Annotated in this window: 17 protein-coding genes; 11 read left to right on the forward strand and 6 right to left on the reverse strand. The window is 67.1% G+C overall.

From position 1 onward, the window contains the following. Window positions 1–53 precede the first annotated feature (53 nt). The 3 genes from AC5Y5Z_RS16610 to AC5Y5Z_RS16620 are packed head-to-tail and all read left to right on the forward strand — an operon-like array spanning window position 54 to window position 2,958. Window positions 54–1,346 carry a cytochrome P450 gene (locus AC5Y5Z_RS16610; protein ID WP_499919441.1) on the forward strand — a complete coding sequence of 431 codons (1,293 nt, stop codon included), beginning with the start codon at window positions 54–56 and terminating at the stop codon, window positions 1,344–1,346. Between the two features lie 18 nt (window positions 1,347–1,364). Then, a complete protein-coding gene (locus AC5Y5Z_RS16615; RefSeq protein ID WP_499926369.1) occupies window positions 1,365–2,378 on the forward strand; it encodes an alcohol dehydrogenase catalytic domain-containing protein in 1,014 nt (337 codons plus the stop codon). A 19-nt stretch (window positions 2,379–2,397) separates the two neighbouring features. Further along, window positions 2,398–2,958, forward strand: coding sequence for a YceI family protein (locus tag AC5Y5Z_RS16620; RefSeq protein ID WP_463824229.1), 561 nt, complete (start codon window positions 2,398–2,400; stop codon window positions 2,956–2,958). 1 nt (window position 2,959) lies between these two features. Here AC5Y5Z_RS16620 and AC5Y5Z_RS16625 read toward each other — a convergent pair whose 3' ends face one another. After that, a complete protein-coding gene (locus AC5Y5Z_RS16625; RefSeq protein WP_463824228.1) occupies window positions 2,960–4,078 on the reverse strand; it encodes a DUF7159 family protein in 1,119 nt (372 codons plus the stop codon). A 576-nt stretch (window positions 4,079–4,654) separates the two neighbouring features. Here AC5Y5Z_RS16625 and ag85B point away from each other — a divergent pair. Then, window positions 4,655–5,638: a diacylglycerol acyltransferase/mycolyltransferase Ag85B gene (gene ag85B, locus AC5Y5Z_RS16630; protein ID WP_463824227.1), complete on the forward strand. Its 984-nt coding sequence runs from the start codon at window positions 4,655–4,657 to the stop codon at window positions 5,636–5,638. Between the two features lie 69 nt (window positions 5,639–5,707). On the opposite strand, the gene AC5Y5Z_RS16635 is transcribed toward ag85B, so the two are convergent. Then, window positions 5,708–6,280 (reverse strand): lipoprotein LppJ family protein, encoded by a 573-nt coding sequence (locus AC5Y5Z_RS16635; RefSeq protein ID WP_463824226.1) that lies wholly within the window; start codon window positions 6,278–6,280, stop codon window positions 5,708–5,710. 47 nt (window positions 6,281–6,327) lie between these two features. Here AC5Y5Z_RS16635 and AC5Y5Z_RS16640 point away from each other — a divergent pair, with 47 nt between their 5' ends. The 6 genes from AC5Y5Z_RS16640 (at window position 6,328) to AC5Y5Z_RS16665 (ending at window position 10,564) form a co-directional block, all read left to right on the forward strand. After that, complete coding sequence (locus AC5Y5Z_RS16640) at window positions 6,328–6,897, forward strand: chorismate mutase (RefSeq protein ID WP_463824225.1); 570 nt, start codon at window positions 6,328–6,330, stop codon at window positions 6,895–6,897. 107 nt (window positions 6,898–7,004) lie between these two features. Next, window positions 7,005–7,421, forward strand: coding sequence for a transglycosylase family protein (locus tag AC5Y5Z_RS16645; protein ID WP_499926373.1), 417 nt, complete (start codon window positions 7,005–7,007; stop codon window positions 7,419–7,421). A 51-nt stretch (window positions 7,422–7,472) separates the two neighbouring features. Continuing rightward, window positions 7,473–7,928 (forward strand): SRPBCC family protein, encoded by a 456-nt coding sequence (locus AC5Y5Z_RS16650; protein ID WP_463824223.1) that lies wholly within the window; start codon window positions 7,473–7,475, stop codon window positions 7,926–7,928. Next, window positions 7,925–8,773 carry an SDR family oxidoreductase gene (locus AC5Y5Z_RS16655; RefSeq protein WP_463824222.1) on the forward strand — a complete coding sequence of 283 codons (849 nt, stop codon included), beginning with the start codon at window positions 7,925–7,927 and terminating at the stop codon, window positions 8,771–8,773. Before AC5Y5Z_RS16650 ends, AC5Y5Z_RS16655 begins: the two co-directional genes overlap by 4 nt. A 53-nt stretch (window positions 8,774–8,826) precedes the next feature. Then, entirely contained in the window at window positions 8,827–9,237 is a 411-nt protein-coding gene (locus AC5Y5Z_RS16660; protein ID WP_463824900.1) for a lipoprotein LpqH, read from the forward strand. A gap of 25 nt (window positions 9,238–9,262) precedes the next feature. Next, window positions 9,263–10,564 carry a cytochrome P450 gene (locus AC5Y5Z_RS16665; RefSeq protein WP_499926410.1) on the forward strand — a complete coding sequence of 434 codons (1,302 nt, stop codon included), beginning with the start codon at window positions 9,263–9,265 and terminating at the stop codon, window positions 10,562–10,564. On the opposite strand, the gene AC5Y5Z_RS16670 is transcribed toward AC5Y5Z_RS16665, so the two are convergent. Further along, window positions 10,539–12,476, reverse strand: coding sequence for a potassium transporter Kup (locus AC5Y5Z_RS16670; protein ID WP_499919447.1), 1,938 nt, complete (start codon window positions 12,474–12,476; stop codon window positions 10,539–10,541). The genes AC5Y5Z_RS16665 and AC5Y5Z_RS16670 overlap by 26 nt on opposite strands. Before the next feature lie 108 nt (window positions 12,477–12,584). Here AC5Y5Z_RS16670 and AC5Y5Z_RS16675 point away from each other — a divergent pair, with 108 nt between their 5' ends. Then, the gene (locus tag AC5Y5Z_RS16675; RefSeq protein WP_463824220.1) at window positions 12,585–13,043 is read left to right on the forward strand and encodes a limonene-1,2-epoxide hydrolase family protein; all 459 of its coding nucleotides are present in this window, start codon (window positions 12,585–12,587) and stop codon (window positions 13,041–13,043) included. Here the strand turns inward: AC5Y5Z_RS16675 and AC5Y5Z_RS16680 are convergent. Genes AC5Y5Z_RS16680 through AC5Y5Z_RS16690 form a run of 3 tightly spaced genes read right to left on the reverse strand, consistent with a single transcriptional unit; the run spans window position 13,040 to window position 16,040 of the window. Beyond that, on the reverse strand, window positions 13,040–14,185 hold the full coding sequence (locus tag AC5Y5Z_RS16680; RefSeq protein ID WP_499926376.1) for an amidohydrolase family protein: 1,146 nt from the start codon (window positions 14,183–14,185) through the stop codon (window positions 13,040–13,042). The genes AC5Y5Z_RS16675 and AC5Y5Z_RS16680 overlap by 4 nt on opposite strands. Then, the gene (locus tag AC5Y5Z_RS16685) at window positions 14,182–15,546 is read right to left on the reverse strand and encodes a type I glutamate--ammonia ligase (protein WP_499926412.1); all 1,365 of its coding nucleotides are present in this window, start codon (window positions 15,544–15,546) and stop codon (window positions 14,182–14,184) included. The genes AC5Y5Z_RS16680 and AC5Y5Z_RS16685 overlap by 4 nt, the downstream gene beginning before the upstream one ends. Then, complete coding sequence (locus AC5Y5Z_RS16690) at window positions 15,546–16,040, reverse strand: carboxymuconolactone decarboxylase family protein (protein ID WP_463824218.1); 495 nt, start codon at window positions 16,038–16,040, stop codon at window positions 15,546–15,548. The genes AC5Y5Z_RS16685 and AC5Y5Z_RS16690 overlap by 1 nt, the downstream gene beginning before the upstream one ends. Window positions 16,041–16,055 lie beyond the last annotated feature (15 nt).

The raw sequence follows: 16,055 nt of genomic DNA on the forward strand, positions 1-16,055 counted from the left end.
TAGCAATGAAGTATTGGCACGAGACGACCACCAGGACTCTCAAGGAGTGGGCCTTGTCAACTACGCACCCAGCCGCCGAACCGCAGGCCCAGCCGAACCTGCCGCCGGGATTCGATTTCACCGACCCCGACATCCACGCCGAGCGGCTGCCCGTCGAGGAGCTGGCCGAGCTGCGTCGAACCGCGCCGATCTGGTGGAACGAGCAGCCTTACGGGGCGGGCGGATTCGATGACGGCGGCTTCTGGGTGGTCACCAAACACAAAGACGTCAAGGAGATTTCGCGACGCAGCGATATCTTCTCCAGCCTCGCCAAGACCGCCCTGCCGCGTTACAAGGACGGCACCGTCGGCGAGCAGATCGAGCGCGGCAAGTTCGTCCTGCTCAATCAGGACGCCCCGCACCACACCCGGCTACGCAAGATCATCTCCCGCGGGTTCACCCCCCGGGCCGTCGAGCGGTTGCGCGACGATCTCAACCAGCGCGCCCGCCGGATCGTCGAGGTCGCCGCTGCCGAGGGCTCCGGCGACTTCGTCGAGCAGGTGTCGTGCGAGCTGCCGCTGCAGGCGATCGCCGGCCTGCTCGGCGTGCCCCAGGAAGACCGGATGAAACTGTTCCACTGGTCCAACCAGATGGTCGGAGACCAGGATCCCGAATTCGAGAGCAACGACGCCCTCTCGGCGTCGGTGGAACTGATCATGTACGCCATGCAGATGGCGGCGGACCGGGCCGAGAACCCCGGTGAAGACATCGTCACCAAACTGATCGAAGCCGACGTCGACGGCCACAAGCTCTCCGACGACGAATTCGGTTTCTTCGTCATCCTGCTCGCGGTCGCCGGCAACGAGACCACCCGCAACTCGATCACGCAGGGCATGATGGCCTTCACCGACTTCCCGGATCAGTGGGAGCTCTACAAGCGGGACCGCCCGGCCACCACGGCCGACGAGATCGTCCGGTGGGCCACACCGGTCACCTCGTTCCAGCGGACGGCGCTCCAGGATTACGAATTGTCCGGCGTGCAGATCAAACAGGGACAGCGGGTGGTGATGGTCTACCGGTCCGCCAACTTCGACGAAGACGTGTTCGACGATCCGTTCACCTTCAACATCCTGCGCGATCCCAACCCGCACGTCGGATTCGGCGGCACCGGTGCGCATTACTGCATCGGGGCGAATCTGGCGCGGATGACCATCGACCTGATGTTCAACGCGATCGCCGACGCGATGCCCGACCTGGAGCCGATCGGCGCCCCGGAGCGGCTCCGTTCAGGCTGGCTCAACGGCATCAAACACTGGCAAGTGAACTATCACGGTGAGGCGGCCGCCAAATGCCCAGTCTCGCACTGAGATCCGGTAGCTGAGCGGGTGGCGACACACAGAGCGGTCCAGGTACGGTCCGAGGGCGCGCCGTTGGAGTTCGCCGATGTCGAAACCGTCGCACCGGATCGCGGCGAGGTGCGGATCGCCGTGACTGCATGCGGCATCTGCGGCACCGACGCCCACTTCGTCAACGGCCAATTCCCCGACATGTCCTGGCCGTTCACCCCCGGACACGAGATAGCCGGCACCATAGCCGAACTCGGCGCGGGTGTCGAAGGATTCGCGGCCGGGGACCGCGTCGCGGTGGGCTGGTTCGGCGGCAACTGCAACCACTGCGATCAGTGCCGCAGAGGCGCTCTGATGCACTGCGCGAACGCGAAGGTGCCCAGCTGGCAGTACCCCGGTGGCTACGCCGAATCCGTGACCGTACCCGCCACCGCGTTGGCCCGGATCCCGGACGGGCTCACCGACGTGGAAGCCGCACCGATGGGGTGCGCGGGCGTCACCACCTACAACGCCCTGCGTCACACCAAGGCCATGCCCGGTGACCGGGTGGCGATTCTCGGTGTCGGCGGACTCGGTCATCTCGGAGTGCAGTGGGCGCGGGCAATGGGTTTCGAGACCATCGCCATTGCCCGGGGTACTGCGAAGAAAGAGGACGCCCGGAGTCTGGGCGCCCACCACTACATCGACTCCACCAGCAGCAACGTCTCCGAAGCGCTGCGGGCCCTGGGTGGTGCCGCGGTTGTCCTTGCCACAGCGGGCAATTCGAAGGCCATGGCCGACACCGTCGGCGGGCTGCTCCCCCGGGGCGAACTGGTCACCATCGGGGTGACCCCCGAACCACTGCCGATCAGCCCGGTGCAGTTGATCATTCCCGGTTTGAGCGTGATCGGCCATCCGGCCGGAACCGCGAAAGATGTCGAGGAAACCATGCATTTCGCGGTGGTGTCCGGTGTGCGGGCGTGGGTTGAGCAGCTGCCGCTGGCGCAGGCGGCCGACGGCTACGCGGCATTGGAGGAAGGCCGGGCGCACTATCGCACCGTGTTGACCGTGTGAGTCCAAGTAGAGTTCGGCCGTGGCTTCGCAGGAACATACGGCGTGGACGCTGGGTCCGGACAACGGCGAACTGACCGTGCACACCGGGGTGGCCGGGCGAGCGGCGCGGATGGGCCATCGGCTCACCATCGCGGTCACCCGGTGGCGGGCTGGGGTGAATTGGGTTGGTGGCCAACCGGATACCGCTGAACTGGTGGTCGAGGTGGATTCGCTCGAGGTGACCGGGGGCGTCGGGGGCCTCAAGGGCCTGTCCGGGCCGGAGCAGGTCATAGCGCGCACCAATGCGCTGAAATCGTTGTCCGCCAACCGGTTTCCAGAAATACGCTTCGCCGCCGACACGATCGAGCAGACCGACGGTGGGTACCGTCTCGCCGGAACACTGTTCGTCCGCGGCAAGTCCCGCGAGCACGTGGTCGAGCTACGCGTGGAAGATCTCGGCGATACGTACCGACTCGGTGCCGAATCCAGGGTGCGTCAGACCGACTACGGCATCAAGCCCTACGCGATGTTCCTGGGGTCGCTGCAGGTCGCCGACGAGGTGACGGTGTCATTCCATGCGGTTCGGCAAAAACCCGAGTGATTTACTCCGGCGGGCTTCCGGGCTCGGCGAACGTGCCGGGAAGGCTCTCGATGGCCCTGCTCAACCGGAATGGCCCGCCGTCGGGGCCCGGTGCCGCCGGGGCGGCGCTCGGCGGGGCGCCTGGCGCGGATTCGTCGGGCTGCTCGTCGGCCGCGAGACGCACCGGCTCCTGCTGCGGCGGCGGAGGCTGCACCGCGGGCGGGGACGGCGGCGCCACGGCTTCGGCGACAGGGGGTTTGGTCACGACGTGCTGTCCGGCGTCCTTGCCGGGCGCCAGCTGCAGACCAATAGCCAAGGACGCCGACGCGACGAACGTGACGGCGGCCGCGGCCAACGCGCCGGCCGCCCCGGCATATCGCCGTGACTGTCCGGCAGCGACCCTGTCCGGTTCGACGGCGTCATCCACCAGGGCGACCAACTCCGCGTCGGTGAACTCGGTGCTCTGAGCCGCCGCCAGCGCTGCGCCGCGCGCGACCGTCACCTGGGCCATGGTCTGCGCGAACACCGGCACCGGCAGGACCTGCTCCAACTGCCAGGAGAAATCGCTCACGTCGCCCTCGGAGCCGACGACCACCACTCCGGCCGGCCGCCACGTGCTGCGATCGAACATCCCGGTCAGCCAGGACGTCAAGCCGTCGAAGCCGCCGCGGACGTGCTTGACGGCTGTCTGGGTCTGGCCGTCGTGCGTGTCGACCATGACCACGGTCGCCCATTCCCGCTCGAGGAGGCACACCGCGGTCTTCTCGTATCCGATGACGGGCGCGATGGCCTGCGCCAGGGTCTCGACGGCATCGAGCAGCCGGACCGGCACCACGTTGTCGAAGCCGGCGTCGGCGAGCGCCTCCTGCAGCAGCGCGGCCTGCGCTGCGGCGTCGTCGCTCCACGTCACGCCGACCACCCGCAGTCGGTGATCGCCGGCGGTGGCCGTGTCGCGCGCCCGCATGACCTCGTCGGCCACTTGTTCGGCGGTGTTCACCGCACGCACCGTGCGGCCGTCCTGAACGCTGTCCTGCAAACGCAACTCGTGGTGACCCAGGATCGCGCCGTCGGCGCCGTGCCCTTCGGCCAGCACCCACCCGACGGTGGTCGGTGTAACTGACAGCCCAAGTACCGTATCCAAGTTTTCGCACCTCAATCGTGTCCGGGCTCGTCGCACCTCAGCAGTGCCACCCGCTTCAGGGGCAGGTGCGTGGCGCGTGAATGCCGTCAACGCCCGGAATAGCGTCGTAAGTCGGCTTGCTCCGAGCGAGCCTACGCGGTCTGCGGTGTGCCGGCTGACCCGGTATGGAAACCGCCCGCCGGCCGGTGAAAGACCCGGCTAGCTCGCCAAATCCGGCGACTGACGGTGCAGTAAATAGATAAAACGTTGCTCCCCGATAGAGAAATCCGCGTTCTGGCTCCGGCCATTTGGGTCGGTGTGGCGCTGGGCATGGCGTCCGTCCCTGCCCGACTCAGCCCTATTCCAAGTGCATAACGCCTGCGTAACGGCGCGGCGTGGGTCAGCGTCGCGCGTGTCGGGCGCGGGCTATAACGAATGCGGTCGATCGGCGCGGTGCACTGTAAACACAGTTGCTGTAACCCGCGCCGGTAACCGATATGGAACTGAAATGTGTTTGCGTCCGAATCGACATTCGGCCTATTCACGCGGTAAGTTCTGCCGGGAGCAAGAGATATAAGGACAAAAAGGGGCACAGGTATGACAGACGTGACCGGGAAGATACGGGCCTGGGGTCGTCGACTCTTGGTCGGTGCGGCTGCGGCCGCGACCCTGCCGGGCCTGATCGGACTCGCCGGTGGCGCGCCGAGCGCGGGAGCGTTCTCCCGGCCCGGACTGCCCGTCGAGTACCTACAGGTGCCGTCGGCGGCGATGGGTCGCAACATCAAGGTGCAGTTCCAGAGCGGGGGCGACAACTCGCCTGCGGTGTACCTGCTCGACGGCCTGCGCGCCCAGGACGACTACAACGGCTGGGACATCAACACCCCGGCGTTCGAGTGGTACTACCAGTCGGGCCTGTCGGTGGTCATGCCGGTCGGCGGCCAGTCGAGCTTCTACAGCGACTGGTACAACCCCGCGTGCGGCAAGGCCGGTTGCAGCACCTACAAGTGGGAAACCTTCCTCACCAGCGAACTGCCCGCGTACCTGGCGAGCACCAAGTCGGTCAAGCCGACCGGCAGTGCCGCCGTCGGTATCTCGATGGCCGGCTCCTCGGCGATGATTCTCGCGGTCAACCACCCCGGGCAGTTCATCTATGCCGGTTCGCTGTCGGCCCTGTTGGACCCGTCCCAGGGCATGGGCCCCTCGCTGATCGGACTGGCCATGGGTGACGCCGGCGGTTACAAGGCTTCGGACATGTGGGGCCCGTCCAGTGACCCCGCGTGGGCGCGCAACGACCCGTCGTTGCACATCCCGGAGCTGGTCGCCAACAACACCCGGCTGTGGGTGTACTGCGGTAACGGCAAGCCGTCCGAACTGGGTGGTGCCAACATGCCGGCCGAGTTCTTGGAGAACTTCGTCCGCAGCAGCAACCTCAAGTTCCAGGACGCCTACACCGCCGCCGGCGGGCACAACGCGGTGTTCAACTTCCAGGCTGACGGCACACACAGCTGGGAGTACTGGGGCGCCCAACTGAACGCAATGAAGGGTGACCTGCAGGGCGCGCTCGGCGCTCGGCAAGGCTAGACCCACCGCACTACCGCTACTGCGCTTGACGGCCCCGGTCGTCAAGCGCAGTAGTGCGTTGTGGGTCTTTCAACCGGCCGGGCCGAACTCGCCGGTGACGTCGACCCAGCCGGTGGGATCGGCATGATGATCGGTCACGTTGCGGCATTCGCCGTACACGCGCAGGATGCCCAGATCCGGATTGTCGTCATGGCGGTAGATGCTCGCGGTGAGCTCGTCCTTGGTGAGCGTGCTGGCCAGCGCGTGGTTGCCGGGCGGTAGCCCCGGGGACCAGCCGCCGGCCAGCAGTTTGGCTACGACTTCCGGCAGGTAGGTGTCGGCGGCGGCGTCAGCCGGGATCGCGAAGGTCAGGTACACCGCTCCCCGATAGGGCGGGTTCTCGCGGTCCTTGCAGGACATCAACAGGTAGCCGGCCGTCGTCGTGCGCAGACCGGCGACCGTGACCACGTTCTGCGCGGCCCGGACGGCCTGAGCCCGGCTCTGCTGGTCGGTAGCCGCAGGTCCGGGGTGGTGCAAGGCGTCGGCGGGTACGGAGTGCAGTTGGTCCAGCGCCACGAAGGCGCCGCCCAGCACCAGCGAGGCGGACAGCGTCGCGGCGAGCACGAGCCTGGCCAGTCGCGTGCGCAACCAGTTGTCACTCATCTCGCCATTGTCGACGACGCCGGGTCGCTCGTGTTTGGCTGGATGGCATGCGCGGTAGGTGCGGCCCGGCAGTCCTGGCTTTGATCGCGGTGCTGGCCGCGCCGCCGGCGCAGGCCGATCACGCCGACTCGCTGGGCGCGCTGCTGGACGCCGCCGCCGAACGGCTGCAGGTTGCCGATCCGGTGGCTGCCTACAAGTGGGCCACGCACGGCGCAATCGAGGATCCCGACCGGGTCGAGCGCGAAATCGCCACGCTGCGCGAGGAAGCCGCCGCGCAGGACGTCGACCCCGATTTTGTCGCGCGCGTCTTCGGCGACCAGATCAGCGCCACCGAGGCCGTCGAGTACACCCGGTTCGCCGAATGGAAACTCGACCCCACCGGTGTGCCGCCGGCCCCGCCGGACCTGGCGGCGTCCAGGGCCGCGATCGACGCGCTGAACACTAAGATTTTGTCTCACATATCGCTTAACTGGAGTTTGCTGAACACTGCGGATTGCGGGCGCCTGGTGCAGCGTGCGCGGGCCGAGACGAGCCGCCGACGAAGTTTCGACGACCTGTACCAACGTGCGCTTACGACCGCAACCAGGTCGTACTGTCCGGCTTCCCGCGGGGCTTGAAGCATCCGCGGAATCGCCGTTTGCGCCAATCTCGAAGGGATGGATAAACGGTCTCATAATTTTCTCTAGTGGGTAACGCTACGGCTACGGTCCGCGAAATCCCGCACATGACGACCATCACAAAGCCCCTCATCAAGTCGGCCGTGGCCGGCGGTTTCCTGGCAGCTTCGATGTCGCTCTCCTCCGGTGTCGCCAACGCCGAGACCATGAACTGGGAAGCCGTCGCAGAATGCGAATCCGGCGGCAACTGGGCCGCCAACACCGGCAACGGCGCCTACGGCGGCTTGCAGTTCAAGCAAGCCACTTGGGAGGAGTACGGCGGTGTCGGGAACCCGGCAAAGGCCTCCAAACAGCAACAAATCGCCGTTGCGAACAAGGTTCTGGCCGGTCAGGGGCCAGGTGCGTGGCCAAAGTGCTCCCGTGCCGGGGGGCTGACGCCGACGTCTGTCGGTGCGACTCAACCGGGCCAACAGTGGCAGCAGACCATCAGCGCGATCATCGGGATGTTCACCCCCAAACAATGATTATCGGCGGTTCATCTCGTTTCGTTACACGGGACGTGCTTGGATCATGTTATGGAGGGTTCAGCAACGGTTCATATGGCCGCCCCGGCGGATAAAATCTGGGAATTAATCGCCGATATTCGCAATACCGGGCGGTTCTCTCCGGAGACTTTTGAAGCGGAATGGCTCGGCGATGCGACCGGTCCCGAGCTTGGTGCGCGGTTTCGCGGCCACGTGCGCCGCAACGAGATCGGGCCGGTCTACTGGACCACGTGCCAGGTGACGGCGTGCCGGCCCGGCCGCGAGTTCGGGTTTGCTGTGCTGGCCGGTGACCGGGCGATCAACAACTGGCACTACCGGTTGGAGCCGGCCGGGGACGGCACCGACGTGACTGAGTCGTTCCGGATGGCGCAGTCGCCGTTGACGAAGCTCTACCTGGTGTTCGGCGGGTTTCTGCGCAGACGTCGCAACATCCGGGACATGACGAAGACGCTGCACCGGATCAAAGAGGTGGCCGAGGCGGCATGAAGACCATTTTCATCACCGGTGCAGGCAGCGGCATGGGCCGCGAAGGCGTACGACTCTTCCATGGCAAAGGTTGGCGCGTAGGTGCGGTGGACCGCAACGACGACGGGCTGGCCGCGCTGAACCTGGAGTTGGGTTCGCGGCTGTGGACCCGGACCGTCGACGTGACGGACAAGGCGGCACTGGATGCGGCACTGGCCGACTTCTGCGCCGGAAACCCCGGCGGCGGTCTCGACATGATGTGGAACAACGCCGGCATCGGCGAGGGCGGCTGGTTCGAAGACGTGCCCTACGAAGCCGCCATGCGCGTCGTCGACGTGAATTTCAAAGCTGTGCTGACCGGCGCGTACGGATCGCTGCCCTACCTGAAGAAGGCGCCGAACAGCTTGATGTTCTCCACCTCGTCGTCGTCGGGCACCTACGGCATGCCGCGCATCGCCGTGTACTCGGCGACCAAGCACGCGGTCAAGGGGCTCACCGAGGCGCTGAGCGTGGAGTGGCACCGCCACGGGGTGCGGGTGGCCGACGTGCTGCCGGGGCTGATCGACACCGCCATCCTTACCACGACACCGCAGCACGCCGGCGCCGACGAAGGCTCCGGCGACGCCCCGGCCAGGGTGACGCAGGAGGAGTTGCGCGCGGCCGCGCCGAAGCGGGGCATGTTCCGGCTGATGCCCGCCGCCAGCGTGGCCGAGGCGGCGTGGCAGGCCTACCACAACCCCAGGCGGCTGCACTGGTATGTGCCGGCCAGCATCGGCTGGATCGACCGGCTCAAGGGGGTCAGTCCCGAGCTGGTCCGAACTCTGGTCAGAAAAGCACTGCCCCGGCTGGACCTGAAACGGCAATAATGACTCCGGCGCAACGCGCAGGTCTGATACGGAGGTGGCTGGTGCAGAACCGGATGGTTGCGGTTGCCGGAATCGCAGTGGCCGTCGCCGGCGCCGTCGCCGGCTGCGGTGAGGCCATGACCGTGCCCCGCAAAGCCGCGCATCTGACGCTCGACGGCCACTCGATCACCACCCGGCCGCCGTCCTGCAGCCAGATCGAGGGCTACCGCACCATCGACATCCGCGAACACGACGGATCGGTGCAGGCGGTGGTGTTGATGAGCGGGGATCGGGTGTTGCCGCAGTTCGTCAAGATCCGCGACATCGGCGGCTTCACCGGCAGCTATTACGAAGGGGGCGTCGGCGACGCCCACGTCGACCTGGCCAAGAACACCTACACGATCACCGGCAGTGCCTCCGGCATCAACACCACCAACCCCAACAAAGTCGTGACCACCGATTTCAAGCTGACCGCTGAATGCTGACCGGCGCCTACGCTCGCGGGCGATGGTGAAAGACAGACTGCACTGGTTGGTCATGCACGGCGTCGTCCGCGGACTCGCGAGCTTCGCCGTCCGGCGGGGTGATCTCGGAGCGCGATTGATCGCCGACCCAGCGGTGGCCGCCGACCCGGTGCCCTACTACGACGAGATCCGCCAACACGGCCCACTGGTGCGCAACCGCGCGAACCACCTGACCGTGGACCACCGGCTGGCGCACGACATTCTGCGGTCGGACGACTTCCACGTCGTCTCCTTCGGGGACAGCCTGCCGGGGCCGTTGGGTCGGCTGGAACGGCGAACCCGCGACAATCTGCTGCACCCGATCCGTCCCCCGTCGCTGCTGGCCGTCGAGCCGCCGGATCACACCCGGTACCGCAAGACCGTCTCGGCGGTGTTCACCGCGCGCGCCGTTACCGGTCTGCTGGACCGGGTCGAGCAGGCTGCGACGACCCTGCTGGACCAGCTCGGCGACCAGCCCGTGGTCGACGTCGTCGCACGGTATTGCTCGCAGCTTCCGATCACCGTGATCAGCGACATCCTGGGGGTGCCGGAGTACGACCGGCGCCGGATCCTCGAATTCGGCGAGTTGGTCGCCCCCAGTCTGGATGTCGGCGTGACCTGGCAGCAGTACCGGCGGATTCAGCGAGGGTTGGCCGGATTCCAAGCGTGGCTGGTCCAGCATCTACGGCAGCTGCGCAGTGCCCCGGGCGACGACCTGATGAGCCAACTGATCCGCATCACCGAAAGTGGCGACGCCGAGCGCCACCTTGACGAGACCGAACTGCAGGCGGTCGCCGGACTGGTCCTGGTCGCCGGTTTCGAGACCACGGTGAACCTGCTGGGCAACGGGATCCGCTTGCTGCTGGACCATCCGGACCAATTGCGCACGCTGCAGCAGCAGCCTCAGTTGTGGCCGAACGCCGTCGAGGAGATTTTGCGGCTGGACTCTCCGGTGCAGCTCACCGCGCGAGTGGCCCGCACCGACGTCGAGCTGGCCGGCCGGCGCATCGAGCGGGGCGAGGTGGTGGTGGTCTACCTCGCCGCCGCAAACCGCGACCCGTCAGTGTTCGCCGATCCGCACGCCTTCGACGTCAAACGCCCCAATGCGGGAAAGCATCTCGCGTTTTCCACCGGACGGCACTTCTGTCTGGGCGCCGCGCTGGCACGGGCCGAAGGCGAGGTCGGGTTGCGCACATTCTTCGAACGCTTCCCCGATGCGACGGCCGCGGGCGCTGGGGTCCGGCGTGATACCCGGGTGCTGCACGGCTGGTCGACGCTGCCGGTCAGACCTCGATGCGCGCACCCATGACCACGGTGCGGTTCAGGGGCAGACCGAAGTATTGCGCGGCATCGGCGGTGGTGTAGGAGGTCGCGATGAACAGTCGTTTGCGCCACGACGCCATCGTCGGTGCCGAACCTTTGACCAGTTCGAGTTTGGACAAGAAGTACGAGGCGGCCTCGATGTCGATCGCACCCTCGGTCTGCTCGGGGTCCAGCAGACGCAGCACGGCAGGGACATTCGGCGTCTCCATGTAGCCGAAGTTGGCGGTCAGGTGGACGATGCCGTCACCGGTATGCACCAGGTGGTCGACTTCGGTCCGCTCGGCGTCGGGAATCCGCGGTACCGGCAGCGTCTGAATCGCCATGATCACCACGTGCTCGTGCAGCACCCGGTTGTGTTCGACGTTGGCCCGCATCGCCAGCGGCGCGGTCTCTTTGCCGCGATCGAGGAAGATGGCCGTGCCGGGAACGCGCGCGCACGGCGGTTGGCGCTCGGCCAGCTCATCGATGAATTCCTGCAGCGGTCCCTCCGCTTCCTGCCTTGCGCGTGTGACGATGTCGCGTCCGCGCTGCCAGGTGGTCATCACCGTGAAGGCGACCAGCGCGATCAGCAGCGGCAGCCAGGCGCCGTGCACCAGTTTGGTCAGGTTGGCCGCCAGGAACATCAGGTCGACCAGGAGCAGCACGCCGCCGCCGGTCAGCACCAGCCACAGCGGGGTGCGCCACGTGGTGCGCGCGTAATAGAGGAACAGGGTGGTGGTGATGGTGATCGTGCCGGTGACGGCCATGCCGAAGGCGAACGCGAGCGCCGCCGAACTGCGGAAAGCGAACACCAGGGTGAGCACCGATACCAGCAACAGACCGTTGATCCACGGCACGTAGATCTGACCGATGGTCGACTCCGAGGTGTGCGCGATCCGCAGTCGCGGTAAATAGCCGAGCTGCGCGGCCTGGGACGCTACCGAAAACGCGCCCGTGATCACGGCCTGCGACGCGATCACCGTCGCGGCGGTGGCCAGCAGCACCAGCGGCAGCCGCGCCCAGCCGGGGGTGAGCAGGAAGAACGGCGCACTGACGGCACCGGTGTCCGCCAGGATCAGCGCCCCCTGACCGAAATAGCTGAGCACGCAGCCGGGCAGCACCAGCAGCAGCCACCCCGAGGCGATCGCCCGTCGTCCGAAGTGACCCATGTCGGCGTACAGCGCCTCCGCGCCGGTGATGGACAGCACCACTGCGGCGAGCGAAAAGAACGCGAAGTGGAAGTGCCCGACCATGAACTTCGCTGCGTAGAACGGCGAGAGCGCCTTGAGGATCTCCGGGTGATCGGCGATGGCGACCACGCCGAAGCCGCCGATCGTGGTGAACCACGCGATCATCACCGGACCGAACAGCCGCCCGACGGCTGCCGTGCCGTGCCGTTGCACCGCGAACAGCACCACGATGATCACCGCGGTGATCGGCACGACCCAGGTGTCGAAGTGCGGCTGGATCACCTTGACACCCTCGACGGCCGACAGCACCGAGATCGCCGGGGTGATCATGCTGTCGCCGAAGAACAACGCGGCCCCGAAGATCCCCAGCGCGCCCAGCGCGACGACCGTGCGCCTTCTCGCCCCGCTGCTGCCCTGGTGCCGCTTCCCGACCAGGGTGATGAGCGCCATGATGCCGCCCTCGCCGTGGTTGTCGGCCCGCATCACCAGGCTGACGTAGGTGAACGTCACGACGGTCATCACCGACCAGAAGATCAGCGAGACCACGCCGTACACATTGTCGGTGCTGATCGGCACCGGGTGCGGATCGCCGGGGTTGAAGACGGTTTGAATGGTGTAGATCGGGCTGGTGCCGATGTCACCGAAAACCACACCGAGCGCGCCGACGACGGCGGCTGGGCGTAGGCGGGCGCCGTGGGTAGGTGCCTGGGATACGGATTCGGTCTGCACGGCAGATGGGCCCCCGGGGTGGGTGGTAGCGATGCGGCGGATCGATCCTACGGCGCGGACCGTGCAGCGAGGTTGACACTCCGCGGCAGCCCGAGTTAATTGACCTGCATGACAGATGTTGCACCGAACTCCCCGGCCGATGTCGTGACCGGGATGTGGCAGGCGCTTTCGCGGCGGGACTGGGATGCGGTCAAGACCTTCCTGGCCGAGGACTGTCTCTATGTCGACATGCCGGTACCCGCGGTGTCGGCCCGCGGCCCGGCCGACATCGTGACTCGGCTCAAGATCGGGCTGGCGGACCTGGCGGCGTACGAGAACCACGACGGCGTGCTGGTGTCCAACGGTTCCGATGTGATCTACGAGCACTCCGAGACCTGGACGTTCCAGAGCGGTGAGCAGGGCACGCTGAGATTCGCCACCGTGCACAAGGTGCAGGACGGCAAAATCACTGTGTGGAAAGACTATTGGGACATGAACAGTCTGGTCGCGTTCGCGCCGCCCAACCACTTCGAGAAGCTCGCCGGCGGCGACACATCCTGGATTTTCGACGCCAGCGCCCTGGTCTAGCCCGCCGAAAAGCCGCTGGCGAGCCGGTAGATGCGCGCGGCGTTGAGGTGACTGATCAGGTCGACCACCCGGATGGCCTCCGCCTCGCCCCAGTCCCCGGCCTGCACGAATTCATCCAGCACTCGGTGAATGCCGTTGCGCCACAACGCAGCACCGAGGAAATGCAGTTCGGCGGGACCGAACCCGTCCGATGAGTACAGGATCTTGCGGAACGGCGCCAGCTCCAGCAGTCGGGCGATGAACGCGGGCGCCCGGGCGCCCAGCTGGTTGATGCTCAAGCCGCCGTCGACGTAGACGTTGTTGAACGCTTGGGCCAGGTAGCCGGCTTCGCGTTCGTAGGGATAGCAGTGCAGCAACACGATCGGCGTCGTCGTCCCCGAATCCCGCAGGAAGTCCAACAGGTACAGCGGATTGGACTTGTGCAGGTCGCAGTCGCGGTCACCGAGCCCGACGTGCAACTGCAGCGGCTTGCCCAGCCGCAGCGCCTGGTGCAGGCCGAAACGCAGCAGCACCGGATCGCTCACCCGGGTGCCGCCGACGTCGCGCCAGCGCCGAGCCGCCTCGGCTACCTGCGCGGCCGGTGGATCGCTCAGGTCGCGGTCGAATCCGCCCCGGTAGGCCAGGATGGACTTGGTGCCCACCGCGCCGGCAACACGCTGGTGCAGGATCTCCTCGAACGCCGCCGCATAGTCGCCGGCGGCCTGCGCTGCCTGTTCGGCGACCTGCTCCAGGCGCACCACCTCGTAGGCGCGCCGCCCCGACCATTGGCTCAGTTGGGCGACGTCCGTCACGTCGCTGCCGCCGAAACCGGTGTCCACCAGCCAGCTGCGCACGCCCGCCGCGGGCAGGAACAGCCGGGCCAGTTCGTCTTCGCGGAGTTGGCTGCGGCTGCGCCAGTATTGCTCGGCGTCAACGTGTCTGGGCAGGCCGAGGATGGGGGCGCAATGGTTACGCACGGCGAAGCCCAGCTGGGTGTCGAAGCCGGAGTCGAAGTCGGCCAACGGTTCGGTGTTGGCTTCGTTGAGGGCGTTCTCGAACCGCCGCCGGTCCCCGGTGGTCAGCCAGCAGCCGTGCACATGCTGATCGATCAGTGCGACCTCGCTGATGTGGTGCGCCAGTGCGGAATCCGACGGTGTGGTCACAGGCTCCACGCCATCCGGAACCTGTCGGCCAGCGTCGCCGGGTCCAGGCCGCCGTATCGGTGGTGCTCCATTCGGCGGACCGCGACCACCGCATCGATCACCGGATCGCCCAGAATTCGCCGCAGCAGGGCCGAATCATTAAGGGCGGTAATCGCTTCGGGCTGCGTGTCCGGCAGCAGCAGGATGCCGGCCGCCGTCCGGTCGGCTTCGGACAACGCCGCCGGGTCCACCGTGGTTTCCGGCGGCAACGGCGCACCGGTGTCCAGGCCGTCGAGCGCGAGCCCGAGGATCGCGGCGCAGGCCAGATACGGGTTGGCCGACGGGTCGACGATCTTCACTTCCACGTTGCCGCCATCGGGGTCGGCGGGGCTGGATTGGATGAATCGCACTGCAGCTTCCCGGTTCTCGATGCCCCAACAGACATAGGCACCGGCCCAGTTGCCGGGGCGCAGGCGCTGCCCGGACACGATCGATCCGCACAGAATGCCCTGCGCCTGCGGCAGCCCACGCAACACCCCGGCCACCGCGGCCTGCCCGGGCGCCGTCATGCCGCCGGTGCCGTCGGAGAACAGCGGACCTTCCGAGGTGCGCAACGAGAAGTGTTGGTGGGCGCCCGATCCCACACTGCCCGCGAACGGTACCGGCGAAAGGCTGACCCGCAGCCCGTGCCGGCGCGCGGCACGGCTGACGACGATGCGCAACAACACCAGTTGGTCGGCGGCGGTCACCGGCGACTGCGGCGCCAATGAGATCTCGAACTGGTTGGCGCCGTATTCCGGGTGGAATTGCTCGATGACGACGCCGGCCAGGTTGGCCGCAGCGGTGACGTCGCGAACGAAAGCCTCGTGCTCGAGGACCCCGGCCAGGCCGTACTGGGCCCACAGCGTGGCCGGCAGCCGACCGCCGTCGCTGTCGACCAGCAGGAACTCGAGTTCATGACCCACCGTCGCCTCGACGCCGGCTGCGCTGAGTGCGGCCTCGATGCGTTGCAGCGTGCCGCGCGCGCACTGCGCTACGGGGGTGCCGTCCTGTTCGAAGAAGCCGGCCGGGGCCCACGCCAAACCGTCGCCGAGGATGCGCAGAGCGGACAGGTCGATGCGCAGTCGCTGGTCCCCGACCACGCCGACGGCGTCGGTGAACGCAATGCCGGTCTGGTCGATGGCGAAGGCGTGCCAGGACGGCCCGGCGCCCAGGCCCGGATCGGCGAATGTGTTGGTACGCCTGATCGGAACGGTCTTGGCATGGGTGAGCCCGGCGGGGTTGACCACCGTGCCGATGACCGTGTCCACGCCCTCTGCCTCGAGTTGGGCGATTGCCGCGGCGGCCAGCGGGGTGGCCTCGGAAGGTGGCGGAGACGTGATCAGGCCCTGCTGGGCAGGGTCAGCCGGCACGCCTGACCGATGTCCAGGGTCCGCAGCACCCGTCCCATGCCTACCCACAGCGCGCACGAGATGGCCAGATCGGCCAGCAACTCCGCACTGAAGTGGTCCTCGGCCCGGTTCCAGAAATCTTCGTCGTCGCGCAGCGCGGTGTGATCGGTGGAGAAGCGGTGCGCGAACTCGGCCGCCAACCGCTCCTGCGCGCTGTAGCCGGGCCAGGTGCGCCACTCGGCGGCATGGTCGTAGAGCGCTTCGTCCACACCCGCTGCGGGGCCGTCGGCGTCGCGGGTGTTGGCGCACACCGTGCACTCGTTGTTGGCGGCGATCACCGCGCGCGCGATTTCGCGGGTGCGCAGCGGCAGCCTGTTGGCGGTGTAGACCGCGTGGCTGAAGTTGGCCATTGCGCCGCCGAGTTCCGGGGATTTCTGAATCCAGCCGGCCACGTCGTCGTCAGCGAAAGTTCCGATTCGGCTCATGGCGAGATGGTACGC

It is taken from the genome of Mycobacterium sp. NGS29 (assembly GCF_059812965.1).